At 71.4% G+C, this 24,888-nt stretch carries 19 protein-coding genes, 1 tRNA gene and 1 other RNA gene; 4 read left to right on the plus strand and 17 right to left on the minus strand.

Translation table 11 applies throughout. The features are described 5' to 3' along the window. Positions 1-21: 21 nt before the first annotated feature. The 9 genes from ACEXOR_RS06590 to ACEXOR_RS06630 form a co-directional block, all read right to left on the minus strand. Positions 22-1,026: a glycoside hydrolase family 6 protein gene (locus tag ACEXOR_RS06590; protein WP_374848653.1), complete on the minus strand. Its 1,005-nt coding sequence runs from the start codon at positions 1,024-1,026 to the stop codon at positions 22-24. Between the two features lie 23 nt (positions 1,027-1,049). Continuing rightward, a complete protein-coding gene (locus ACEXOR_RS06595; protein WP_374848654.1) occupies positions 1,050-3,494 on the minus strand; it encodes a putative bifunctional diguanylate cyclase/phosphodiesterase in 2,445 nt (814 codons plus the stop codon). Between the two features lie 70 nt (positions 3,495-3,564). After that, complete coding sequence (locus ACEXOR_RS06600; protein ID WP_374848655.1) at positions 3,565-4,314, minus strand: SGNH/GDSL hydrolase family protein; 750 nt, start codon at positions 4,312-4,314, stop codon at positions 3,565-3,567. Between the two features lie 52 nt (positions 4,315-4,366). Next, a complete protein-coding gene (locus ACEXOR_RS06605; protein ID WP_374848656.1) occupies positions 4,367-5,443 on the minus strand; it encodes an aspartate-semialdehyde dehydrogenase in 1,077 nt (358 codons plus the stop codon). A 115-nt stretch (positions 5,444-5,558) separates the two neighbouring features. After that, the gene (locus ACEXOR_RS06610; RefSeq protein WP_374848657.1) at positions 5,559-6,893 is read right to left on the minus strand and encodes an aspartate kinase; all 1,335 of its coding nucleotides are present in this window, start codon (positions 6,891-6,893) and stop codon (positions 5,559-5,561) included. A gap of 94 nt (positions 6,894-6,987) precedes the next feature. Then, on the minus strand, positions 6,988-8,949 hold the full coding sequence (locus ACEXOR_RS06615) for a bifunctional 3'-5' exonuclease/DNA polymerase (protein WP_374848659.1): 1,962 nt from the start codon (positions 8,947-8,949) through the stop codon (positions 6,988-6,990). Positions 8,950-9,192: 243 nt separating this feature from the next. After that, complete coding sequence (gene recR, locus ACEXOR_RS06620) at positions 9,193-9,792, minus strand: recombination mediator RecR (protein ID WP_374848660.1); 600 nt, start codon at positions 9,790-9,792, stop codon at positions 9,193-9,195. 142 nt (positions 9,793-9,934) lie between these two features. Then, on the minus strand, positions 9,935-13,213 hold the full coding sequence (locus tag ACEXOR_RS06625; RefSeq protein ID WP_445451948.1) for a DNA polymerase III subunit gamma and tau: 3,279 nt from the start codon (positions 13,211-13,213) through the stop codon (positions 9,935-9,937). Positions 13,214-13,308: 95 nt separating this feature from the next. After that, the gene (locus tag ACEXOR_RS06630) at positions 13,309-13,782 is read right to left on the minus strand and encodes a GNAT family N-acetyltransferase (RefSeq protein ID WP_374848663.1); all 474 of its coding nucleotides are present in this window, start codon (positions 13,780-13,782) and stop codon (positions 13,309-13,311) included. A 72-nt stretch (positions 13,783-13,854) separates the two neighbouring features. On the opposite strand from ACEXOR_RS06630, the gene ACEXOR_RS06635 reads away from it, so the two are divergent. Beyond that, positions 13,855-14,997: a GNAT family acetyltransferase gene (locus tag ACEXOR_RS06635; protein ID WP_374848665.1), complete on the plus strand. Its 1,143-nt coding sequence runs from the start codon at positions 13,855-13,857 to the stop codon at positions 14,995-14,997. A gap of 68 nt (positions 14,998-15,065) precedes the next feature. On the opposite strand, the gene ACEXOR_RS06640 is transcribed toward ACEXOR_RS06635, so the two are convergent. From ACEXOR_RS06640 to ffs, 5 genes are all read right to left on the minus strand, one after another. Next, a complete protein-coding gene (locus ACEXOR_RS06640) occupies positions 15,066-16,256 on the minus strand; it encodes an acetate/propionate family kinase (protein WP_374848667.1) in 1,191 nt (396 codons plus the stop codon). Continuing rightward, complete coding sequence (gene pta / locus ACEXOR_RS06645; RefSeq protein WP_374848669.1) at positions 16,253-18,532, minus strand: phosphate acetyltransferase; 2,280 nt, start codon at positions 18,530-18,532, stop codon at positions 16,253-16,255. The genes ACEXOR_RS06640 and pta overlap by 4 nt, the downstream gene beginning before the upstream one ends. An 81-nt stretch (positions 18,533-18,613) precedes the next feature. Then, positions 18,614-19,273 carry a hypothetical protein gene (locus ACEXOR_RS06650; protein WP_374848670.1) on the minus strand — a complete coding sequence of 220 codons (660 nt, stop codon included), beginning with the start codon at positions 19,271-19,273 and terminating at the stop codon, positions 18,614-18,616. 3 nt (positions 19,274-19,276) lie between these two features. Continuing rightward, positions 19,277-19,945, minus strand: coding sequence for a hypothetical protein (locus ACEXOR_RS06655; RefSeq protein ID WP_374848671.1), 669 nt, complete (start codon positions 19,943-19,945; stop codon positions 19,277-19,279). A 43-nt stretch (positions 19,946-19,988) separates the two neighbouring features. After that, positions 19,989-20,085, minus strand: an RNA gene (gene ffs / locus ACEXOR_RS06660) — signal recognition particle sRNA small type. Between the two features lie 56 nt (positions 20,086-20,141). Here ffs and ACEXOR_RS06665 point away from each other — a divergent pair. The 3 genes from ACEXOR_RS06665 to ACEXOR_RS06675 all read left to right on the plus strand — a co-directional run bounded on the left by ACEXOR_RS06665 (position 20,142) and on the right by ACEXOR_RS06675 (position 21,536). After that, positions 20,142-20,795, plus strand: coding sequence for an SDR family oxidoreductase (locus tag ACEXOR_RS06665; RefSeq protein WP_374848672.1), 654 nt, complete (start codon positions 20,142-20,144; stop codon positions 20,793-20,795). A 66-nt stretch (positions 20,796-20,861) separates the two neighbouring features. After that, positions 20,862-20,949 (plus strand) — tRNA-Ser (locus ACEXOR_RS06670). 77 nt (positions 20,950-21,026) lie between these two features. Then, complete coding sequence (locus tag ACEXOR_RS06675; RefSeq protein WP_374848673.1) at positions 21,027-21,536, plus strand: hypothetical protein; 510 nt, start codon at positions 21,027-21,029, stop codon at positions 21,534-21,536. 103 nt (positions 21,537-21,639) lie between these two features. On the opposite strand, the gene ACEXOR_RS06680 is transcribed toward ACEXOR_RS06675, so the two are convergent. The 3 genes from ACEXOR_RS06680 to ACEXOR_RS06690 form a co-directional block, all read right to left on the minus strand. Further along, the gene (locus ACEXOR_RS06680; protein ID WP_374848674.1) at positions 21,640-21,762 is read right to left on the minus strand and encodes a 50S ribosomal protein L36; all 123 of its coding nucleotides are present in this window, start codon (positions 21,760-21,762) and stop codon (positions 21,640-21,642) included. 106 nt (positions 21,763-21,868) lie between these two features. Then, complete coding sequence (locus tag ACEXOR_RS06685) at positions 21,869-22,306, minus strand: DUF3151 domain-containing protein (protein WP_374848675.1); 438 nt, start codon at positions 22,304-22,306, stop codon at positions 21,869-21,871. 73 nt (positions 22,307-22,379) lie between these two features. Beyond that, positions 22,380-24,863: a phosphoketolase family protein gene (locus ACEXOR_RS06690; protein ID WP_374848677.1), complete on the minus strand. Its 2,484-nt coding sequence runs from the start codon at positions 24,861-24,863 to the stop codon at positions 22,380-22,382. Positions 24,864-24,888 lie beyond the last annotated feature (25 nt).

A 24,888-nucleotide genomic window follows, 5' to 3' on the forward strand; every position in this document is an offset into this window, starting at 1 on the left:
CAAAGCGTTTGAACGGCCTCGCTACCAGCCGGCGTCCGCCGCCAGCTCGCGGGCGCCGGCATCCCACCACTCGCCGGCGGCCGGGCCACCGTTGCAGGTGCCGTCGCTCTCGCCGGGGGGCTTCACCCACAGCGTCGCATCCTCGGCCGAACCGGAGCCCGCCACCTGCGGTTCGGCGCCCAGCGCCCGGCCGGCCGGATTGCACCACTCCCCTGTGGAGCCGTTGCCGTTGCGGCCGGTGTCGATCACGTAGTGGGCGCCGTTCGTGAGGGCCGAGATGCTCTCGGCGTACTGCTGCTCGCGCTCGGTGGTGTTGTAGTTGGAGACGTTGGTGGAGAAGCCGCGAGCCCGGTCGACGCCGGCGCGGTTCAGCAGATCGGCCATCTCGGCCGGAGGGCCCCAGTTGGAGTGGCCGGCGTCGATGTACACGGTGAGGCCGGCCCCCGCCAGGGAGTCGACCGAGGCGCCCACCTCGGCGAGTCGCTCGTCGACGTTGTCGCACTCGTCGGCGAGTGCGAGGGCATCGGGCTCGAGGACGATGATCGCGGCGCTCTCCTCGAGCGAGGAGGCGATCTCGTCGACCCACACCGGATACTCCTCGGCCGTGAGCCCGCCGCCGGAGTAGTTGCCGCAGTCGCGGTTCGGCACGCCGTAGACGGTGAACACCGGGGTCTGGTCGAGCTTCGCGGCCGCCGCAGCCACTCCCGCGACGTAGCCGCCCACCTCACCGTTGGGGTGCTTCTCGGGCGTGAGCCAGATGGCGGTGGGCACCTCGGCGATCCGGGTGAACACGGCAGCGGAGTCGGTGTCGCCCGCATCCGTCGCCGCCTGGGCCGCCACAGCGGCCTTCGACGCGGGATCGGCGTAGAGCGATCGGCCCGCGAACGGGTTGCTCGCGGCCACCCCGCCCTGCGACAGGATCGAGCCGATGCCGACCACCATCGCTGCGAGCAGCGCCAGGATCACCACCACCGCGACGATCAGACCGATCCGCGGCAGAACCCGCACGTCACCCTGATTCGCCACGCTGCGATCCTATCCCCGCAGGGCTATCCCGCGGAGACGGTCGACGCTGAGCGGCCGAGGGTCCCGACGGCACCGTAGGTCTTCAACCGCGTGATGGTCTGCCCGAACGGCACCGGCCGGCCGTAGAAGAAGCCCTGGGCGTGCCGCACGCCGATGCCCACGAGCACGTCCACCGCATCCTGGGTCTCGATGCCCTCCACGATCGTGGAGTAGTCGAAGGCGTCACCGAAGCCCTGAAGCGCGCGCACGACCTCGCGCTGGCGGGTGTCGTCGAGGTTGTCCACGAGCGAGCGGTCGATCTTCAGGATGTCCATCGGGATGCGCACGAGGGCTCCCACACTGGAGGCCTCCGAGCCGTAGTCGTCGAGTGCGATGAGCATGCCGAGCCGGCGGAAGTGCTCGGCCTGGGCGCGCAGATCGTCGTCGATGTCCTTGGTGGAGCGCTCGTTCAGCTCGAGGCAGAGGGTGACGTCGGGGTAGCGCGGCACGATGTCCTTCAGGAAGTCGCCCACGTGCTCGTCGCGGATCTGCTCGACCTCGAGGTTGATGGTCATCACCGTGATGCCCGGCACGAGCTTGCGGAACTCGCGCGCCGACTTCAGCGACGTGGAGATCACCTGGCGGGTGAGCTCATCCATCCGGCCGAGGCCCTTCGCCTTCTCGATCAACGACGAGGTGGAGATGCGGCCGAGCTCGGGATGCGTGTAGCGCACGAGCGACTCGAACGCCCAGATCTTGTCCTCGACCGTGTTCACGATGGGCTGGTAGACCACGTTCAGCACCCCGTCGTCGATGGCCTTGGCCACGATCTCGTTGATACGGCTCGACCGGTGCGGCGAGATGCCCACGCTCGACTCGAACGCCGGACCGCCCTGTCGGCGCGACTTCTTGATCGCGAGCATGCTGTGGTCGGCATCCACCACGATCGACTGCGGATCGGTCTCCTGGTGACCGGAGTAGGCCAGTCCCACGCTCACCAGCGGACGATACTCGCGGCCGCCCAGCGTGGCCGCGGCGCCCACGTTCGCCACGATGCGGTCGGTGACCACCTTCGCCTCGGCCAGCGACTGCAGCTTGGTGAGCACCACCACGAACTCGTCGCCGCCCACCCGGGCCACGAAGTCGTGCGGGCGCACCGAGGCGCGCAGCCGGGTGGCCACCACCGAGAGCATCTCGTCGCCGATGTGGTGGCCCTCGGTGTCGTTCAGGCGTTTGAACTGGTCGAGGTCGATGAACAGCACGGCGATGCCCGAGGCGTAGCTGCGGTCTTCGTTCAGCCGGGCGAGCGAGCGCTGGAAGGCGTTGTAATTGGGCAGGCCGGTGAGCGAGTCGCGGTCGACCCGGTCCAGCAGCGTGTCGTAGGCGCCGCGCACCCGCGCGGTCTCCGAGGCGATGTGGCCGATGGCGTCGAGGGCGAGCTCGTCGTCGGGGCTGAACGGCGCACCGCCGTTCTTGCGGCTGGCCACGAGGTAGTGCTGGGGCTCCACGGCATCCTCGCGATGCTCGTTCTCGACGTCGTCCTCGTCGGGCACCAGCGACTCCGGGGTGAGCTGCGGGTCGGTGGTGTCGAGAGCCGAGTAGCGGGCACCGATCTCGTTGCGCCCGGGCGGCGTGCGGCGCACCTCGAAGTCGGTGGCGTCGATCGCCCGCCGGGCGAACTCGATCATCGTGTCCTCGGTGGGCGCGGTCGAGTCCCACGGCAGAGCCCGCGCCGCGTCGACGACTCCGCCGAGGCGGCGCTCGCTGCTGCGGGTCTGGGTTCGCTTGGCGGCGCCGTAGAACACCAGGGCCACGATGAGCAGCGGGATGGTCGTGCGGGCCAGTTGGACACCCGCCGCCGAGCCGTCGAACACCCCCAGCTCCCCGGCCGAGGCGACGTGCACCGCGATGGCCACCAGGAGCCCGAGCACCACCACGCTGGTCAGCCGCATCGGGCTGATGCCCGACACCCCCACCGAGCGGTCGAAGCTCCAGCGGCCCTGCTGCCAGACGAAGTACACCGTGAGCACCACCACGAGGTGGGCGATCACGGCGACGACGATCGCGAGGTAGACGCTCAGCCCCGCCTCCACCAGCACCCGGCCGGCGAGCACGAAGGCCACCGCGCCGATCGCCGCGACGCCCGACCACTGGGCCGCCATCCACGGCGACCGCGAGGTGACCGCCTTCGAGACGTAGTAGGCCGCCGTCCAGGTGCCCACGTCGAGCACCGGGTTCGTGCCGGGGATCGCGATCACCAGCAGCGAGGTCGAGATGCCGATGGGAGGAAGGCCCGGAACGCGCCCGATCGGCCGCTGGTACACGGCCGTCACACCCACGCTGAGCACGAAGACGACGCTGGCCACCCAGCTCTCGGGCGGGTCGATCAGTGCGGCCACCACCCCGGCCGCCATGGTGGACACGGCGATCACCACGAACACGACCGGCACGAGCACCGAGCTCGACCGCATCGACTCACGCACCGTCATGCCGTGAGTTTATCCGCACGGCGTCGTCCCGCCGCGGCCCCGTCAGCATCGGGGTCCGGCACCGGCGGGGTCACAGTCCGAGTCCGGCGAGTGCCGTGTCCATCCGCTCGGTCATCGCCGCGTAGCCGTCGTCGTTCGGGTGCAGACCGTCGGCGGCCATCCACTCGGGATGCCCCTCGATCCAGTGCGAGGCGCCCGGGATGTAGTCGGCGCCGATCACCCCGGCCTCCGCCTTCACCCAGGAGATGATCTGCTCCACCGAGTCGGGGCGGTCGTCGGTGTACCAGAACGGTTCGACCACCACGATGCGGGTCTCGGGCAGGGCCTCGCGCAGGGTGGCGAAATCGGTGCCGATCGCGCTCCGGATCGCCTCGGCGCGCGCGGGCATCGAGAAGTTGTCGTTCAGCCCCATGGTGATGAAGAGGATGTCGGGGTCGTCGGCGATCGAGAGCGTCACGAGGTCGTCGGCAGCGTAGTCGGGCGGGGTGCTCTGCCGGTGGTTGACGAAGCCGAGCCCGTTCACGCTGTGGTTGCGCTCGGTCCAGCCGCGATCGGCCGCGATCACGCTCGACCAGCGCTTCGACGGGTCGGAGGCCCCGGTGCCGAGCGTGTAGGAGTCGCCGTAGAAGGAGACCACCGGCGCATCGGGGTCGGCCGCGGCATCCGGAGCGGTTGCGGAGTCCGGTGAACCCATCGTCACACTCGCCTGGCGGTCACCGGATGCCCGGCCCGACACGATCGACACGGTCGCGAGAACAGCGCAGACGGCGACCACGAAGGCCACCCCGATGACGATGAGGCGCGCGGCACGAACATCCATGCCGGTGATTCGTCGCCGCTGCCGGAACGGATTGGTTGCTTTCGGAGGATTGTCAGGCGGGCACCGCGGCGCCGGCGGCACTCGGAGCACCGGCGGCGATGACCTCGGCGATCTGCACCGCGTTCAGGGCAGCGCCCTTCCGCAGGTTGTCGTTCGAGATGAACAGCGCGAGCCCGCGCTTGCCCGGCGCCGACTGGTCTTGACGGATGCGGCCGACGAAGCTCGGGTCGCTTCCGGCGGCCTGCAGCGGGGTGGGCACGTCGGACAGCTCGACGCCCGGGGCGGCGGCGAGCAGCTCGCGAGCACGGTCGGGCGTGATGTCGGAGGCGAACTCCGCGTTGATCGACAGCGAGTGGCCCGTGAACACGGGAACCCGCACGCAGGTGCCCGACACCAGCAGCTCGGGCAGCTCGAGGATCTTGCGGCTCTCGTTGCGGAGCTTCTTCTCCTCGTCGGTCTCCTCGTCGCCGTCGTCGACGATCGAGCCGGCGAGCGGGATGACGTCGAAGGCGATGGGACGCACGTACTTCTCGGGTGCCGGCATCGTCACGGCCGAGCCGTCGTGCACGAGGTCGAGCAGGTGCTCGTCGGCCGTGGCCGCCTTGGCCTGGTTCGCGAGCTCCTCGGCGCCGGCGAGACCGGAGCCGGAGACCGCCTGGTAGGTGCTCACGATGAGCCGCTCGAGGCCGGCCTCCTCGTGCAGCACCTTGAGCACGGGCATGGCCGCCATGGTGGTGCAGTTCGGGTTGGCGATGATGCCCTTGGTGGCCTGCGCGATGGCGTGCGGGTTGACCTCGGAGACCACGAGGGGTACGTCCGGGTCCATCCGCCACGCGCTGGAGTTGTCGATCACGGTGACGCCGGCGGCGGCGAAGCGGGGTGCCTGGGCGCGGGAGCCGGTGGCTCCGGCCGAGAAGAGCGCGATGTCGAGCCCTGCGGGGTCGGCGGTCTCGACGTCCTCGACCACGATGTCCTGGCCCTTGAACGGCAGCACCGTCCCCGCGGAGCGGGAGGTGGCGAAGAAGCGGATCGAGGCGATCGGGAAGTCCCGCTCCTCGAGCAGGCGGCGCATGACCTTGCCGACCTGACCGGTGGCGCCGACGACGCCGACGTTGAGTGCCTTGCTCACGATGTTCCTTCTCTCAGGGTCTTGCTCTGTCTTGCGCCGGATCGACCCGTCGCAGATCGCCCTCTGCGTGCCCTCAGAGGGCGGTTTGCGACGGTCGGATGCGCGGGATGGGGGGTCAGCGACCCGTGCCGGCGTGCACGACGGCCTCGTCGGCCGCGTCGAGGCCGAAGGCCGTGTGCACCACGCGCAAGGCGTCGTTGATGGTGTCGGCGCGGGTGACCACCGAGATGCGGATCTCGGAGGTGGAGATCATCTCGATGTTGATGCCCGCCTCGAACAGGGCCGTGAACAGCTTCGCCGAGACGCCCGCGTTGGTGCGCATGCCGGCGCCCACGAGGGCGAGCTTGCCGATCTGGTCGTCGTATTGCAGCGCCTTGAAGCCGGCCTCGTCCTGCTCGGCGCGGAGGGCCGTGAGTACGAGCTGGCCCTCGCTCTTGGGCAGGGTGAACGAGATGTCGGTGAGCCCGGTGCTCGCCGCCGACACGTTCTGCACGATCATGTCGATGTTCGCACCCGTCTTGGCCACGATGGTGAAGATCTGAGCGGCCTTGCCCGGGATGTCGGGAACGCCGACCACGGTGATCTTGGCTTCGCTCAGGTCGGTGGCGACCCCGGCGATGAGTGGCTCTTCCACGGCACCTTCTCCTTGTTCGGTCTGCCCGGCCTGCTCCGCCGGCCCGTTCTGCTCCGCCGTCGGGAGGCCGGTCGCGGCATCCGACGGGTTGTAGACGATGGTTCCCTCGTTGTTGTTGAAGCTCGAGCGCACGTGCAGCGTCACGCCGTGCCGGCGCGCGTACTCGACGGCGCGGATGTACAGCACCTTCGCGCCGTTGGCGGCGAGCTCGAGCATCTCCTCGCTGGTGATGCGGTCGATCTTGTGCGCCCGGGGCACCAGCCGCGGGTCGGCCGAGAAGATGCCGTCGACGTCGGTGTAGATCTCGCACACGTCGGCGTTCAGCGCCGCCGCCAGGGCGACCGCCGTGGTGTCGGAGCCGCCGCGGCCGAGGGTGGTGATGTCTTTGGTGTCGCGGTTGAAGCCCTGGAAGCCGGCCACGATCACGATCGCGCCCTCGTCGAGCGCCTCGCGGAGGCGAACCGGGGTGACGTCGACGATGCGCGCGGCGCCGTGCCGGGCATCCGTGATCATGCCGGCCTGGCTGCCGGTGAAACTCCGGGCCGTGTGGCCGAGGCTCTCGATGGCCATGGCCAGCAGTGCCATGGAGATGCGCTCGCCGGCGCTGAGCAGCATGTCCATCTCGCGCGGAGCGGGGATGGGGGCCACCTCGTGCGCGAGGTCGAGCAGCTCGTCGGTGGTGTCGCCCATCGCGCTCACGGCCACGACGATGTCGTTGCCGGCCTTGCGCGTCTCGACGATGCGCTTCGCGACCCGCTTGATGCTCTCCGCATCGGCGACGGACGAACCGCCGAACTTCTGCACGATCAAGCTCACGTGGTACTCCTGGTGGCGCGGGGGCTGGGTGTGCGGGGCATCTCCAGCCCGCTCGTCGACTATATCGCGGGGCACATGCCGCTCAGGCGATGTCTCACTTCGCGAGGTCGTAGCTGTCGACGATCGCGACCGTCACCGGGAACTCCACCGGGGCGTCGCCGAAGATGAGCCGCCCCGCCTCGGCCGCCGCGGCCCGCAGCTCGGCGGCGACCGTGTCGGCGAGGTGCGCCGGGGCGTGCACCATCACCTCGTCGTGCAGGAAGAAGGCGAGGTGCGGGCGGGCGGTGATCGGCGCATCCGGTGCGGTGTCGAGTGCCCAGAGACGGCGACGGATGGAGCCGATCCAGCACAGGGCCCACTCGGCGGCCGTGCCCTGCACCACGAAGTTGCGGGTGAACCGGCCCCAGGAGCGCGAGGCGGTGCGCGCGCGGCTGCGCGTCGCATCCGTCGCCGCGTCGCTCGACGCCTCGTCGCGGAGGTCGTGCCAGTCATCGCCCGGGCGTGGGCTGGTGCGGCCGAGCCGGGTGGTGACCACCCCGCCTGACTCTCCGGTGCGCGCCGCCGCCTCGACGTAGGCGATGGCCGCCGGGTAGGCCCGGTTCAGTCGCGGCAGCAGGCGACCGCTCTCACCGGTGGTGGCACCGTACATGGCGCCGAGCATGCCGACCTTGGCATGTGCCCGGGTGTCGACGGCGCCCGAGGCCACGATGCCGTCGTACAGGTCACGGCCCCGCCCGGCGGCGGCCATGGCGCGGTCGCCGGCCAGCGCGGCCAGGATGCGCGGCTCGAGCTGGGCTGCATCCGCCACCACGAGCACCCAACCGGGGTCGGCCACCACCGCACCGCGGATCTGCTTCGGCAACTGCAGCGCGCCGCCGCCCTCGGCCGCCCACCGCCCGGTGACCACACCGCCCGGGAGGTAGTTGGGATGGAAGCGGCCGTTCTGCACCCAGCTGTCGAGCCAGTTCCAGCCGTTGGCGGTGAGCAGGCGCGAGCGCTTCTTGTACTCCAGCAGCGGCTCGATCACCGGATGCTCGATGCTCTGCAGCTCCCAGGAGCGGGTGCTCGAGACCTGCAGGCCGCCGCGGCGCAACGCCTTCAGCAGCTCGGCGGGCGAGTCGGGGTTCACGGTCTCGTCGTCGAGCAGAGTGCGGATGCGCGTGAGCAGCTGCTCGAGGCAGGCCGGTCGGGTGCCGGGAGCCGGCCTCGGGCCGAGCAGCTCGGTGAGGATCTCGTCGTGGCGGGCGGCGCTCCAGGGGAGGCCGACGTGGCGGAGCTCTGCGGCGACCAGGGCGCCGGCCGACTCGGCAGCCAGCAGGAGGGCGATGCGGCTGGGGTCGGAAGCCGTGGCTGCGGCGGCGCGCTGCAGGGTGAACTCCGCGGCCTCGGGCGTCGGCGGCGTGGGCGCGGGCGGCTGTGCGTCGTCGGAGGCTGCGCTTCGCGCACGCATCCCACCCTCCGAGCCGCCAGGGGGTTCGGCTCCCGCCAGACGTGCGCCAACACCCCGCGTGGGGCCCGGATCGCGCGCATCGGCGGCCGACCGGGCGGTGAACCCGGCGCCGGGCAGGCGTGCGTCGGCGGCCGGCTCGAGGCCGGAGGGGCGCTCCTCGGCGGGCGGAGGCGCGTCGAGCAGCCCGTCGTCGAACAGGGTGGGGCCGGTCGGGGCCCGCAGTTCGGCCGCCGCCGCGAGCGACGTGGGCACGGCGGCGGGCGCCACACCGTCCCACGGGCCGGCGGGCGCGGTGGCCAGCGCCGAGGCGGCTGTGAGCGTCGAGGCACGCAGGATGGCGTGGCTCAGCCGCAGATCGACGCATCGTTCCACGTGCACGCCGGCGGCCAGGAGTGCGGGGTACCAGCGCTGGGTGTCGTCCCAGACCCAGCGGGGGTGGGAAGTCTCGAGCTCCGCCACGGCGGCCGGGAGGTCGGCGAGGGCGAGCTCCCATGCGGCGGCCGCCGGGCCACCGTCGGCGTCGAGCGGCGCGAGCGACACCCGCCCAGGGCGCGGAGCCGCCACGAGCACATACGCCGGCGCGGTCCCCGCGGTCGCCGAACTCATCGGGCGTCCCAGCGATCGACTCCGCGGCCTCGGCCTGCCGTCAAAGAACCGCCATGGCGACCCATCACCCGGCGAACAGCACCAGGGCCGGGGCCGAGGTCACGGCTTCCGTGCGACGGCGGGGTGCAAACCGGGCCCACCCGGAAATCGCCGCCGACTCGGCCCGACGGCTCGGCGGCGACACGGCGTCGAGAGGCGAAGGGCGGAACGCGCATCCGATCGCCCGTCACGATGCCGACGCTCTCAGTTCTCGACGAGGCGGCGCCCCTCGAAGGCACGGCCCAGGGTGACCTCGTCGGCGTATTCGAGGTCGCCGCCGACGGGCAGACCCGAGGCCAGTCGCGTCACACGGATCTCGAGCGTCGTGAGCAGCCGCGAGAGGTAGGTGGCCGTGGCCTCGCCCTCGAGGTTGGGGTCGGTGGCGATGATGACCTCCGTGACCGTCCCGTCGGCGAGGCGCTGCATCAGTTCACGGATGCGCAGGTTGTCGGGCCCGATGCCGTCGATCGGGCTGATCGCGCCGCCGAGCACGTGGTAGAGGCCGCGGAACTCGCGGGTGCGCTCGATCGCCACGACGTCCTTCGCCTCCTCGACCACGCAGATCGACACCTGCGAGCGACGCGGGTCGCGGCAGATGGAGCACTTCTCCTGCTCGGAGACGTTGCCGCAGATCTGGCAGAAGTGCACCTTCTCGCGCACGTCCGTGAGGATCTCGGCGAGGCGGCTCACGTCGAACGACTCGGTCTGCACGATGTGGAACGCGATGCGCTGAGCCGACTTCGGCCCGATTCCGGGCAGGCGGCCGAGCTCGTCGATCAGCTCTTGGACGATGCCTTCGTACATGTGTCGTTACCTCGACTCGGGAGTGCGGATGGGTGATGCGTTGCGGCCGGCGATTATGGGCCGGAGGGCGGTGGCGGCCCGGGCCGGGTGTGGGCTCCCGACCCGGTGCGGACCGGGGGCCGGGTGACGGATGTCCGCCGCCTCATTCCCGCCCGGGGAGCGGCTGCTCCTCGATGAAGCTGGCACCCAGGATCTCGCGCACGACAGCTTCTCCGTAGCGGGCACGGCCGCCTTGGGTCTGGCCGCTCGCGGTCTGCGGGCGGGAGCCGGGCGGGGACGACGGCCGAGCGCCCGGTGCGGCGGCGCCCGGTGCGGCGGCGCCCGGCTCGTCGGCGCCACTGGCCTCGAAGCGCAGTGCGCCTGGGCGGGCCGCGGGGTCGCCCTGGCGGGGGCCGTTGGGCGAGGCGGCGGGGCGGCCGGGGCGGGAGGTGTTCTGCTGCCAGGCGGCATCCTGTGCCGATGCGGCGGGCTGCGCCCCGGCAGGGCCGCGGTCGCCTGACGTCGGCCGCTGACCGGGCAGTGCGTCGCCGCGGTCGGCCGGCAGGTCGGGCTCGTCGCTCGGCATCGGCTCGTCGAAGTACGGAGCCTCATCGTCGGGCTGCTGAGGCGCGGCAGACCGCCCGGCGGCCACCTGCGGAGGCCGCGGCTCGGCGACCGCGGCGGCCGGCGGAGCCGTGAAGGAGGAGTCGATGATGTCGCCGACGGCCACCGGCTCGACGCCGTCTTCCGCATCGGGCGCGCCGTCATCCGAAGAAGTGGGAATGGCGACGACGTCCCAGGTCGTGGTCGGCTGCGCGGGCGCAGCAGGCGCGGTCTGCGATCGGCGGTCTGGTGCCGGGCGCTCGGCCCGCGGCTGCACGGGAGGCTTCTGAGCGACGGGCGACGACGCCTCGCCACGCGGACTGCGCTGCGGTGATGCCTGCGGCGCTTGTGGCGCCTGCGGTGCCGCCGGCGGAGCCGATGCCGGATCCTGTGCCGGAGCCCGGAGCGCGTTCAGCTGCGCCCGCATGCGCGCCACTTCGGCGGAGTCGCTCTCGGGACCCGCCTCGGCGGGCGCGGCGGCTGTGTTCTCGTTCAGGCCGGGCACGGTCCACCCCGAGGAGTCGACGATCGCTTTCGGCTCGGGAGGAAGATCTTCGACGGGCGGCAACTCATCGAGTTCGTCGTCGTCGAGCTCCTCCTCGTCGCCGTCAGCGTCTGGTGCGGGCTCGCCGGGAGCGGAGGCCGCAGGTGAGCCGGACCTGTGCGCGACTGCAGCGGGAACCCCCGACATCGGCGCAGCAGCAGGAGCGGCCTGCCCCCCGACCGGCGGCGCGGCAGGCGCAGATCCGTCACGCTCAGGCGCGGCAGTAGTGGGCGCGGCAGCCACAGGTGCAGGCGCACCTGCATCAGCAGCCGGCGCAGGCGCAGCCGCGGCAGGCGGGGCAGGCGCAGCAGCCGGGGCAGGCGCAGCAGCGACAGCCACCGGGGCAGCCGCAGCCACCGGCGCAGCAGGCGCCGCAGCGCCCGCGTCGGGGTCGCCCGGGCGCAGCGAGGAGTCGACGCGCGCGATGTACTTCACGCGGATGCCCAGCACGTCGACGATCGCCTGCCGCAAGAACTCGCTCACGCCCTCGCCGGGCGCCGACCGCTCCTTGAAGCTCGCCACGTCGTTCTCGCTCGGGAACGCCAGCGTCAGCACGTCACCGTCGAGCGCCCGCACCTGCGCCGTGAACACCACGAGCCAGGCCGTCCTCTTGGCCTTCTGCACGACCTCGAGAATCTCGGGCCACGAGTCTTTCAGCTGCTGCAGCGTCACCTCACCGGCGCTGCGAGCCACGGATGCCGGGGACTCCGCAGGCACCGGCACCGCAGACGGGGGCACGGCCAGCACATCGGGAGTGTTCGGCTCCGACGCGGCGCCGGCCGACGCGCGACGCGCCGCCTCGGCAGCCCGCGCCGCCACCTCGCCCGAGTCGGACGGCGCGGTGGGCGCCCCCGACCCCGTCTCCGTGGGTCGCACATCGCTCCCGCGGCCGGAACGCCCGGCGTCGGCCCCCGAGCCGTCACGCGGCGACGATGGAGCACTCGATGCCGGAGACCCCGCGGGCGACGGCGAATGAGCGCCGGCCACCCCGCCCCGCGCGACGTCGCCCACCGGCGCACGCCCCGCATCCGGAGCACCCGCCGAAGACGGAGCACCCCCGGACGTCGGAGTCTGCACGGCCGTCGGAGTCTGCACGGCCGCCTGAGCCTGCACAGCCGCCTGAGCCTGCACGGAAGACGGAGCACCAGAAGCGTCGCGGCCCCCGAGAGCATCAGGCCCATCGACCCCGATGCGCCGCTCGAGCCGTTCGACGCGCGCCAGCGCCCCGCGCTGCGAATCGTCGGCCGCCGGCACCAGCGCCCGCGCCATCATGAGTTCGAGGTGCAGCCGGGGCGAGGTGGCCCCCGTCATCTCGCTGAGCGAGGAGTTCACGATGTCGGCGACGCGCGAGAGCTCGGCGTGGCCGAACAGGCCGGCCTGCCGCCGCATCACCTCGAGGTCGTCGGCGGGCACCCCGCGCAGCACCGCCGCGGCGTGCTCGCGCGTGGCCGAGACCACGATGATGTCGCGCAGCCGCTCAAGCAGGTCTTCGACGAAGCGCCGCGGGTCTTGCCCGGTCTGGATGACGCGGTCGACAGCGTCGAACACGGCTGCCCCGTCGTGCGTGCCGAGCGCATCGACGGCCTCGGAGAGCAGGGCTCCGTGCGTGTAGCCGAGCAGCGCGACGGCGCGCTCGTACTCGACGCGGTTGTTCTCGGAGCCCGCGATGAGCTGGTCGAGCAGCGACAGGGTGTCGCGCGCAGACCCGCCACCGGCCCGAACCACGAGCGGCAGCACGCCGGGCGCCACCTCGACGCCCTCGGAGTCGCAGAGCGACTGCACGTACTCCAGCAGCTGCGCCGGCGGGATGAGCCGGAACGGGTAGTGGTGGGTGCGCGAACGGATGGTGCCGATGACCTTGTCGGGCTCCGTCGTGGCGAAGATGAACTTGATGTGCTCTGGCGGCTCCTCCACGATCTTCAGCAGCGCGTTGAAGCCCTGCGGCGTCACCATGTGCGCCTCGTCGAGAATGAAGATCTTGAACCGGTCGCGGGCCGGGGCGAACACGGCGCGCTCCCGCAGGTCGCGCGCGTCGTCGACGCCGTTGTGGCTCGCGGCGTCGATCTCCACCACGTCGAGCGAGCCCGGGCCGTCTCGGCCGAGCTCGACGCAGCTCGGGCACACGCCGCACGGGGTGTCGGTGGGGCCTTCGGCGCAGTTGAGGCAGCGGGCCAGGATGCGGGCCGACGTGGTCTTGCCGCAGCCGCGCGGGCCGCTGAACAGATAGGCGTGGTTCACGCGGTTGGTGCGCAGCGCCGTCATCAGCGGATCGGTCACCTGCGACTGCCCGATCATCTCGGCGAAGGTCTCGGGCCGGTAACGGCGATACAGGGCGGTAACCACGCGACCAGACTACCCGCGCCCACCGACACCGGGGCGGCCGGGAACCGTCAGAGCGTGCGGGCGTAGCAGACCGACTGCGCCGAGCCCACGTAGGGGCCGAACGCCTCGATGCGCTCGTACCCCTCGCGCTCGTAGAACCGCATGGCGTCGGGCTGCTCGGTACCGGTCTCGAGCACGAGCCGGCGCACCCCGAGCAGCCGCGCCTCGTCTTCGAGGGCCCGCAGCACCGCCGTCGACACACCGCGACCCCGGGCCTCCGGATGCACGTACATGCGTTTCACCTCGGCTCCGCCGCCCTCCAGCGGGCGCAGTCCGCCGCAACCCACCGCTCGGCCCTCGACGGTGCGCGCGAGCACGAACACGGGCGTCGACGCCGCCGTGGGCACCTCTCCCGGCTCGTGGTCGTCGCTGCCGTAGCGGGCGTCGAGCTCCACGCGCTGGGCTCGGCGCAGAGCATCGGCCTCGGGGTGGTCGAAGGCGACGCGTTCGACGGAGACGGGCAGAGCGGGATGACGGGGCACGGCGGTTCCTTTCGTAACAGTTATTACCGTAACAGTTGTTATGCTTGTCGACCACCGACCCGGAAGGATCCCATGGCCCGCCCCCGCAACCTCGCCGACCAGCAGCAGCGCCTCTCGGAGGCCACCTGGTCGGTGCTCACCGAGCGCGGTCTCGCGGGCCTCACCATCCGCGCGGTGGCCGAGGTGGCGGGCTGCACCACGGGCCTGGTCATGCACGCCTTCCCCACCAAGCAGGCCCTCCTCCTGCACGCGCGTGACCTGCTGCACGAGCGCACGCGCATCCGGGCCGACGCCGTCGAGGCGGATGCGCGGAGCCGCGCCCTCCCCGGCACCGCCGAGAGCGGGGCTCGCGAGGCGGTGGAGGCCGTGCTCATGAACGCGATGTCGCTCGATGCGCAGAGCGCCGACGAGGCCCGCGTCTGGGTGAGCTTCCTGGCGGCGGCACTCACCGACCCCGTGCTCGCCGACCGCCATCGTGCCGGCAACCGCGCCTTCGTCGCGCGGGTGACCAGGCTGCTGGCGGAGTGCCGGCCCGAGTGGCCGACCGATCGTCTCGGCCTCGAGGCGCGCTCGCTCGTCGCGCTCGCCGAGGGCATGAACACCCTCGGTGCCGCCGACCCCGACACCTACCCGCCGGCCCTCCAGCGCACCACCATGTCCGATGCCCTGGATCGCACCCTCGCCACGCCCTCCCCCGCCCCCTCCTCCGCCGAGTTGCGCCGAATCACCCCCTCAGACCCCGAGAGAGGGCACTTCGGCGCAACTCGGCGAGGTGGAGACCAGGAGGGTGGGATGCGCATCCGGAGCTTCGAGCGGGAGGACACCGAGACGGTGGTGGCCCTGTGGGCCGCCTGCGGGCTCACGCGGCCGTGGAACGACCCGCGCCGCGACATCGAGCGCAAGCTCACCGTGCAGCCCGAGCTCTTCCTCGTGGGCGTCGACACCGAGAACCACGTCGTCGCCACCGCCATGGCCGGGTACGACGGTCACCGCGGCTGGGTGAACTACCTCGCCGTCGAGCCAGCGCGCCAGGGTCGCGGCGACGGCCGGGCCCTGATGGCCGAGGTGGAGCGTCTGCTCACCGAACGCGGCTGCCCGAAGCTCAACCTGCAGATCAGGCACGGCAACGAACCGGTGATGGACTTCTATCGCGCCCTCGGGTACACCGAGGATGCGGCCGCGAGCTTCGGCAAGCGCCTCATCCCCGACGCCTGAGCGAGCAGGCACCGGCAGAGCAGGCTCCGGGCAGAGCGGGCACCCGGCAGAGCAGGCGCGGCGCAGCCTTACCCGGCCACCGCCGCCAGCGACTGCCGGGCGATCTCGAGCTCCTCGTCGGTGGGCACCACGAGCACCTGCACGCGCGAGGTCGCGGGCGAGATGGTGCGCGCACCCGACCCGGCCGCCTCGTTCAGCCCCGCATCCACCTCGATGCCCAGTTCACCGAGCCCCGACAGCGACCCGGCCCGGACGAGCGGGTTGTTCTCGCCCACACCGGCCGTGAACACGATCGCATCGAGGTGCCCGAGCTGCGCGTAGTACGACCCCACATAGCCCCGGATGCGGTGCAGATACACCTCCAGCGCCAGCTGCGCCGCCGCGTCTCCCGAGGCGGCGGCCTTCTGCACGTCGCGCATGTCGCCCTTGCCCGAGAGTCCGAGCAGTCCCGACTTGCGATTGAGCAGCTCGTCGAGCTCGGCGAAGCCCATGCCCGTCTTGCGGTGCAGGTGGAACAGCACCGCCGGGTCGAGGTCGCCCGACCGGGTGCCCATCACGAGCCCCTCGAGCGGCGTCATGCCCATCGAGGTCTCCACCGAGCGGCCTCCGTCGATGGCGCACACCGAGGCGCCGTTGCCGAGGTGCAGCACGATCAGCTTCAGCTCTTCGACGTCGCGCCCGAGGAACTCGCCCGCCGCGCCCGCCACGTACTTGTGCGAGGTGCCGTGGAACCCGTACCGCCGCACGCGCTGACGGTCGGCCAGCGTGGCGTCGATGGCATAGGTGTAGGCCGCGGGCGCGAGCGTCTGATGGAAGGCCGTGTCGAACACCGCCACCTGCGGAACGGCGGGGAAGGCCTTCTGCGCCGCGTCGATACCCGCGAGGTTCGCCGGGTTGTGCAGCGGAGCCAGCTCGCTCAGGTCTTCGATGTTGATCTTCACCAGGTCGGTGACGACGGTGGCCTCGTGGAACCGCTTTCCGCCGTGCACCACGCGGTGCCCCACCGCGGCGAGCGGATGCTCGTCGAGCGACGGACCGTGCTCCTGGAACGACGCCAGCATCGCGGCGAAGCCGGCGGTGTGATCGGCGATCGGGTCGTCGGACTCCCAGGCGCCGGACGACGTCGAGTGCTTGGCGTGCCCGGTCTCCTCGCCGATGCGCTCGACGAGCCCGGAGGCCAGCACCTCCTCGGTGTCCATCTCGATCAACTGGTACTTGAACGACGACGAGCCGCTGTTCACCACGAGGATGGCGCTCATGCGGACACCTCCGAGGTACCGGCCCCGGCCGACGCTGCCGACGCCGTCGCCGCCTGGATCGCGGTGATGGCGATGGTGTTCACGATGTCGGGCACGAGCGCTCCTCGGGAAAGATCGTTGATCGGCTTGTTCAGGCCCTGCAGCACCGGCCCGATGGCCACGGCCCCGGCCGAGCGCTGCACCGCCTTGTAGGTGTTGTTGCCCGTGTTGAGGTCGGGGAAGATGAACACCGTCGCCCGGCCCGCCACCTTCGAACCGGGCATCTTCGCGGCGGCGACCACCGCATCCGTCGCCGCGTCGTACTGGATGGGGCCCTCGACCGGCAGGGCCGGGCGCGCGGCCCGCACCAGCTCGGTGGCCTCCCGCACCTTCTCGACGTCGGCGCCCGAGCCCGACGACCCGGTGGAGTACGACAGCATCGCCACGCGCGGATCGATGCCGAACTGCGCGGCGGTCTCCGACGACGACACGGCGATGTCGGCCAGCTGCGAACTCGTGGGGTCGGGCACCACGGCGCAGTCGCCGTACACGAGCACCCGGTCGGCCAGTGCCATCAGGAACACACTCGACACCACCGACACGTCGGGCCGGGTCTTGATGATCTCGAATGCCGGCCGGATGGTGTGCGCCGTCGTGTGCGCGGCGCCCGACACCATGCCGTCGGCCAAGCCGAGCTGCACCATCATGGTGCCGAAGTACGACACATCGGTGACGGTGTCGAACGCCATGTCGAAGGTGGTGCCCTTGTGGGCGCGCAACCGCTGGTACTCCTCGGCGAAGCGCTGCCGCAGCTCGGGGTCGAACGGCGAGACGACGGATGCGCCGTCGAGGTCGAGCCCCAGCTCGGCCGCGCGGCCCCGCACCGCGTCCTCCTCACCGAGGATGGTGAGGCGCGCCACGCCGCGCTTGAGCACGGTGTTCGCGGCACGCAGGATGCGGTCGTCACCGCCCTCGGGCAGCACGATGTGCCGGTCGGCGAGGCGGGCGCGGTCGAGCAGCCCGTACTCGAACATCAGCGGCGTCACCACGTCGGCCTTGCTCACGTCGAGCAGGCGCAGCAGCTGCCCGCCGTCGACGTACTGCTCGAACAACGCCAGCGCGCTGTCGAACTTCACCTGCGAGTCGGCCGCGAGCCGGCCCCGGGTGGAGGTGATGCGCACGGCGGTCTCGTAGGTGCCGAGCTCGGTGGAGATGATCGGGATCTTCGGGTCGAGGCCCTCGATCAGCCGCATCACCGGCTCCGGCACCTCGAAGCCGCCGTTCAGCACGATGGCGGCGAGCGACGGGAAGGTGCCGGAGGCGTTCGCCATCAGCACCGCGAGCAGCAGCTCGGCCCGGTCGCCGGGCACCACCACCACGGCGCCCTCGATCAGGCGCGGCAGCACGTTGCGCATCGACATCGCGGCCACCACGACGCCGAGGGCCTCGCGGGCGAGTAGCCGCTCGTCGCCGAGCACGAGGGTGCCGTGGATCGATTCCAGGATGCTCGCGACGCTCGGTGCCACCAGCACCCGGTCTTCGGGAATGGCCCAGACCGGGATGCGGCGCGGCTGAACGGGGATGGAGGAGGTGACGGGGGCGGCGGACGGGGCGGGCTGAGGGGGAGCCGATGCGGCCTGCGCGAGCCCCTCCGCCGCGTCACGGGCGGCGAGCGCGATGGCGTCGCGGATCTTCTCGAGGTGGTCGGGATCGGAGCGGTTCGACACGATGCCCACGAGCGTCGCGTGCGCGTTGCGCAGCTCCACCATCGCCAGTTCGGTGATCTGGCGCATCTCGTCGGCGGAACGCGCCTCCGAGTGGCCGAGCAGCTCGTCGGAGCCCTGCCCCTTGCGTCCGCCGAGCACGAGCAGCACGGGGGCGCCGAGGTTCGCGGCGATGCGAGCGTTGTAGCTCAGCTCGCTGGGGCTGCCGACATCCGTGTAGTCGGAACCGAGGATGACCACGGCGTCGTGATCGCGCTCGACCGCTTTGTAGCGCTCGACGATGCGCGAGAGCGCGGCCTCGGGGTCGGCGTGCACGTCGTCGTAGGTGGCACCGATGGCGCTCTCGTAGCCGAGGTCGCTGCTGTCGTGCTCGAGCAGCATCTCGAGCACGTAGTCGCGGTCGGCCACCGAGCGCGCGATGGGCCGGAACACGGCCACCCGCTGCACCGAGCGGCGCAGCATCTCGAGCACGCCGAGCGCGATGGTGGATTTGCCGGAATGCCCCTCGGCGGAGGTGATGTAGATGCTCTTCACGCCGGGGCCGGATGCGGGGGTTTTCTCAAGTGTCGACACGGAATCCTTCTGACGTAGTCCGGGTCAATCCTAGGGCGAGGCGCCGGGGGCGGGCCTGGCAATCGACTCAGGCCGAGCCGCTCAGCCGCAGTACTCCGGTGGGGCCACTTCCTCGGGCAGCACCCAGATCTCTTGCACCTCGGCGCTGTCGAACAGCTCGAAGATGATCCAGTTCGTGCCGTCGGTGATGCGGTAGGCCGATCCGCCTCCGTGCGGGGTGTACTGCTCGGCGGAGGGGTAGGCGGCCACGATGCGGTCGGCTGTCGACCCCACCGTGATCCCCGCGTCGGTGCTCGGCAGACCGCCGGGGTCGTCAGACCCGGAGCGTGCCGTCATCGCCCAGTTCACCGGCGACGCCTCGTCGGCCGCCACGGCCACGATGTGCGACGAGAAGAACGAGTCCACACCCGGCCGGCACACGTTCGGCTCCACGGGGATCTCGGCCACCACCTCGTTCAGCGGCCGGCCGAGCACCACCGGGCCGATGCCGTCGTAGGTGATCTGCCAGGTGGCGATGTCGGCGGGGTCGTAGGCGGCGCCGTCCTCGGCGCCGGGGGTGGGGGTGGGCGTCGTCGTCGGCGTGGGGCTCGGAGTGGGCGTGGCGCTCGGGCTGCCGGTGGGCGTCGGGTGCGTGGCGGTGATGGTCGGTGTGGGCACCGGCGACGGGGCGGTGCATCCGGATGCCGCCAGCACCACGGCGAGGGCGGCCAGCACGAGCGGGGTGCGCAGACGCAGCGACATGGCTCAGGCCCCGCAGTACTCGGAGGCCACGCCGCCGGTGTCGGTGACCGAGATGATCTGCACCACGCCGGTGCCGAAGTCCTCGAACTCCACGGTGCGGCCGTCGGCGGCGATGCGGTACACGGTGACGCCCCTCGCCCCGGCGTAGCTCTCGAGCTCGAGGTAGGCGGCCTGCAGCTCGGCCACGGTCGAGCCGATGCCGATACCCGTCGCGGTGCGCGGCTGGGGTGTCGAGGCGTCGACCCCGTCGAGCGCGAGCAGGCGCACGGTGCGCACGGGCGCCGCCGGGTCGGCCTCGTCGATGCCGCTCACGGCGGTGAGGCCGAGCCCGCCGATGGCGTAGGTGTCCACGCCGGCACGGCAGGTGTCGACCGTGGCGGGCACCGCCGCCTGCACCTCGGCCAGGGTCTCCCCCACCACGAACGGGCCGATGCCGGCGTAGTCGATCACCCAGGTGCCCGGGTCGGCGGGATCGAACGCGGCCGCCGGGTCGGCAGGCGCCGAGGTCGCGGTGCTGCCGGGGGTGGGCGCCGGCGTGGCCGTGACGGTGGTCGCCGGCTTCGTGGCGGTGATCGTGGTGATGGGCAGAGGCGCCGCGCCCGTGCATCCGGATGCGGTCAGCACCACGGCGAGCGCGGCCAGCACGAGCCCGGTTCGGTTGAGCGCCTTCATCGAATGCCCCCTGGTTTCGGCCGCCAACCGCCCCCGGTTAACGAATGAGGACTCCCCGCGCACCCGCCAGAGCCCGGTTACCCTTGCTGCGTTTCCGCCCTGGGGGAGTTGGCCTGGATGGCGCCACACGGGGAGCCGGGCTCAAGTGTAGCAAGTCGCGGTTGATGCATCGAGCAAGGAGGAGTTGGCTGGAGGTATGAAGATCGCCATTGCCGGAGGACACGGCCAGATCGCCCTCCTCACCACCAAACTGCTCACCGCATCCGGAAACGAGGTGTGGGGCATCACCCGCAACCCCGACCATGCCGCCGACATCGAAGAGGCCGGGGGCGAGGCCCTCGTGCTCGACCTCGAGCAGACCGACTCGGAGGCGCTCGCCGCCGAACTCTCCTCGCGCGGGGTCGACGCGGTCGTGTTCGCCGCCGGAGCCGGACCGAACAGCACCGCCGAGCGCAAGCTCACCGTCGACCGCGACGGCGCCGTGCTGCTCGCCGACGCCGCCTGGCGCGCCGGCGCCAAGCGCTATGTGCTGATCTCCTCGATGGGCGCCGACGACTTCGACGCCTCCAGCGACGAGGTCTTCCAGGTGTACCTCAAGGCCAAGAGCGAAGCGGATGCCGCGGTGCGGGCCAGCGACCTCGACTGGACGATCGTGCGCCCCGGTGGCCTCACCGACGACGACGCCACAGGAACGGTGACGCTCGCCGAGTCGACCGGGCGCGGCAGCATCCCCCGCGCCGACGTGGCCTGGCTGGTGGCCCAGCTGCTCACCTCGGGAGACGCGGTGCACCGCCAGTTCGAGGCCGTCAGCGGGCCCACCCCGATCGCGGAGGCCGTGCGCGCGCTGTAGGCGTGGTCGGCGCGGTGGCCGTGGAGCGGGTAGGATGCTTCATGGTCATCGCCGCGTGCGATGCCAGGAGAATTCGCCTAGTGGCCTATGGCGCACGCTTGGAAAGCGTGTTGGGTGCAAGCCCTCGGGGGTTCGAATCCCCCATTCTCCGCCAGCAGTACGACCTGATCTCCCGCGCGATGGGGAGTTGTGCCCATTGGTCTCGGCCGCCGCGTCAGGCAGGCTCGGGGCATGGACAGCAACCTGCTCGCAATCATCGCCATCCTGATCGCCGTCTCCATCGTGGGGATGCTCGTGTTCCGCCGGTGGATGCGCCGCAAGCTCCGCACGGTGGCCGCCGAGCGCAAGGTCACCGCCGTGCCCGGCATGCTGGAGGAGTTCGGCCGCTCGGTCGTCCTCGGCACCGATCCGGCGGCCACCCAGGCCATGATCGCCGCCCTGCCCAAGCGCAAGGCCAAGGAGCTCAGCCCCGGGGTGTGGGGCCTGAACTACGTCTCGCGAGACGACGTCGTGATCGAGGTGCACCCGACGGCCGGCACCGGGTCCGAGGTGCTGGTGACCTCGTTGCGCGAGCACTTCGGCTTCCCGCAGGGCCTGCACCTCTGGAAGGCCTTCACCGAGCAGCTGCAGCAGTCCGCCGCCGCGTCCGGCGTCTCCGTCCAACGGGGATCCCACGCCTTCCAGGCCGTGCCCGCCCCCGCGAACACCCTCGACGACGCACACTGGGTGCTCTCGAACTGACACGCCCCGGGAACGACGAAGCGCCCCGGCCGTGAGGCGGGGGCGCTTCGGGTGAGAGAGCTGGAAATGCAACGCCCGTCAGGGCGCTATCCGAGAGACCGGCTCAGCCCTGGCGGGCCTTGAACCGCGGGTTCAGGTGATTGATCACCAGCGTGCGACCCCGGCGTCGCACGACCTGCGAACCCTGCATCTTCTTCATCGAGCTCAATGAATTCCGTACCTTCATATCGACTCCCTTCGACATCGGATACAACGGCACTGTACGCCGGAAAATTCCCCGCGACCAGCCCCTCAGCACCCGAGGGTCGGCACGGGAGGTCAGCCCGAGAGGGTCAGCGCTCCCCGGCCTCGATCGCGGCGACCGCCCGCGGGTCGGCACCCTGCAGGAACTCCGTGAGGCGCTCGACCTCGTTCTGCTCGCCGATGCGTTCGGCAGCCCGCCGCAGCAGGTACAGCGACAGCAGCACGCCGCGGTTCGGCTCGTGCGACCACGGCACCGGGCCCTGGCCGCGCCAGCCGGCCTTGCGCAGGGCGTCGAGCCCGCGGTGGTAGCCCACCCGGGCGAAGGCGTACGACTGCACGGGTTCGCCGCGCGACCAGGCCCGATCGGCCAGGGTGGCCCAGGCGAGCGACGACGTGGGGTGCGCGATGACGGTGGCCTCGAGCACGTCGTCGACGTCGTAGCCGATGGCGCCGGCGAGCGCCTCGGCGACGCCCGGTTCCTCGGGCAGGCGGGTCTCGGGCAGGCCGAGCAGATTGTCAGTACTCATGCCTCGATGGTACGGCGGATGCGGGCGGCGGGCCCGCCGCCGCCCGTTCCCCTGCCGTGCCGCCGGCGAGCGGCTACCCGAACTCCCCGCGCCCGCCGCGCGCGTTGTCGTCGCCGGTGTCCTCCGGCGCACCCCCGCGTTCGGTGCCGTCGCTGAACGGCAACCCGGCCGAGCCAGACACGTCGGGCGCGTCCTCGCCGTGGGCCCGGGTGTACGCGCGGTGCGCGGCCCGCTCGTCGTCCATCTTCTGACTCAGCCCCGCGTAGGCGGTCGAGAGCCGCGGCACCCGCCGGATGACGTCCATCACCAGCCGGAACCGGTCGAGGTCGTTCAGCATCAGCATGTCGAACGGCGTGGTGGTGGTGCCCATCTCCTTGTACCCGCGCACGTGGATGTTCGCGTGGTTCGTGCGCCGGTAGGTGAGCCGGTGGATGAGCGAGGGGTAGCCGTGGAACGCGAAGATCACCGGCTTGTCGGTGGTGAACACGGCGTCGAAGGATGCCGCATCCAGACCGTGCGGATGCTCGCCCTGCTCCTGCAGGCGCATCAGGTCGACCACGTTCACGAACCGCACTGCGAGATCGGGGATCTCCTCCTTCAGGATCTGCACGGCCGCCATCGCTTCCACGGTGGGCACGTCGCCGGCCGCGGCCACCACCACGTCGGGCTCCTCGCCCGGCCGCTCGGTGCCGGCCCACTCCCACACGCTCACGCCGCGGGCCCCGTGGGTGCGCGCCTCCTCCAGGGTGAGCAGCGACGCCGTGGGCTGCTTGCCCGCCACGATCACGTTCACGTAGTCGCGCGAGGCCAGGCAGTGCTCGGCGGTGACGAGCAGCGTGTTCGCGTCCGGCGGCAGGTACACCCGCACGATGCTCGACTGCTTGTTCACGACGTGGTCGAGGAAGCCCGGATCCTGGTGGGAGAAGCCGTTGTGGTCCTGCCGCCAGACGTGCGACGACAGCAGGTAGGTGAACGACGAGATGGGCCGGCGCCACTCCACCTTGGCGCTGGACTCGAGCCACTTGGCGTACTGGTTGAACATCGAGTCGACCACGTGGATGAAGGCCTCGTACGAGGTGAACAGCCCGTGCCGACCGGTGAGCAGGTAGCCCTCGAGCAGGCCCTGCGCCAGATTCTCACTGAGGATCTCGATCACCCGGCCGTTGTGCGAGAGGTTCTCGTCGGTCTCGAGCACCTCGCCCTGCCACTCCTTGGCCGTGACCTCGTACACCGGGTCGAGCCGGTTCGAGGCCACCTCGTCGGGCCCGAAGATGCGGAAGTCGTCGGGGTTCACCCGGATGAGGTCGCGCAGCCACCTCCCGAGCACCCGGGTCGGCTCCGCCACCACACCGCGGCCCTCGGCGCCGGTTCCCGGGCCGGTGGGCCCGTCGGCCGGAGCGAGGTCGACCGCGACCGGCTCGAGCGGCGGAAGAGTCAGGGCCTTGCGCAGCAGACCTCCGTTGGCGTGCGGATTCGCGCTCATCCGCAGATCGCCGGCCGGCCGGGCGGCACCGAGCTCGGCCACCGGCTTGCCGTGGGCGTCGAACAGCTCGTTCGGCCGGTAGTCCATCAGCCACTGCTGCAGCTGCGCGAGGTGCTCGGGATTGTCGCGCACCCCCGAGAGCGGCACCTGGTGGGCCCGCCAGGTGTTCTCCACGGGCAGTCCGTCGACGAACTTCGGCCCCGTCCAGCCCTTCGGGGTCTTCAGCACGATCATCGGGCAGGCCGGGCGGGCGGTCTCGCCGCCCGAGCGCGCGGCCCGCTGGATCGAGGCGATGTCGTCGAAGGCCTGGGCGAGCGCGTCGGCGAACCGGTGGTGCACCGCCATCGGGTCTTCGTCGTCGAAGCCGCCCGAGACGATGCGCGGTGAGTAGCCGTAACCGATGAACAGCGACTCCAGCTCGTGCTCCGGGATGCGCGCGAGCACCGTGGGGTTGGCGATCTTGTAGCCGTTGAGGTTCAGGATCGGCAGCACCGCTCCGTCGGTGGCGGGGCTGATGAACTTGTTCAGGTGCCAGCTGGTGGCCAGCGTCGCCGTCTCGGCCTCACCGTCGCCCACCACGCAGGCCGTGATCAGGTCGGGGTTGTCGAGCACGGCGCCGTAGGCGTGCACCAGGGAATAGCCGAGCTCTCCGCCCTCGTTGATGGAGCCGGGGGTCTCGGGCGAGGCGTGCGAGGGGATGCCGCCCGGGAACGAGAACTGACGGAACAGCCGGCGCATCCCCTCGCCGTTCTGCGGCACCTGCGGGAACAGCTCGGAGTAGGTGCCGTCGAGCCAGGCGTTGGCCACCACTCCCGGGCCGCCGTGGCCGGGACCGGCGATGTAGATCACGTCGGAGGAGCGCTCCACGATCAGCTTGTTCAGGTGCGCCCAGACGAAGTTGAGTGCCGGAGTGGTTCCCCAGTGCCCGAGCAACCGGGGCTTGATGTCGTCGACGCGGAGCGGTCTTTTCAGCAGCGGGTTGTCGAGCAGGTAGATCTGCCCCACCGAGAGGTAGTTGGCGGCGCGCCACCAGGAGTCGACGACGGACAAGGGGACTGCGTCATGAGCGGTCATGGGCTCAGCCTACGAACGGGCGACG

The organism is Herbiconiux liangxiaofengii (assembly GCF_041927335.1).
In the GTDB taxonomy this organism is placed as follows: Bacteria; Actinomycetota; Actinomycetes; order Actinomycetales; family Microbacteriaceae; genus Herbiconiux; species Herbiconiux liangxiaofengii.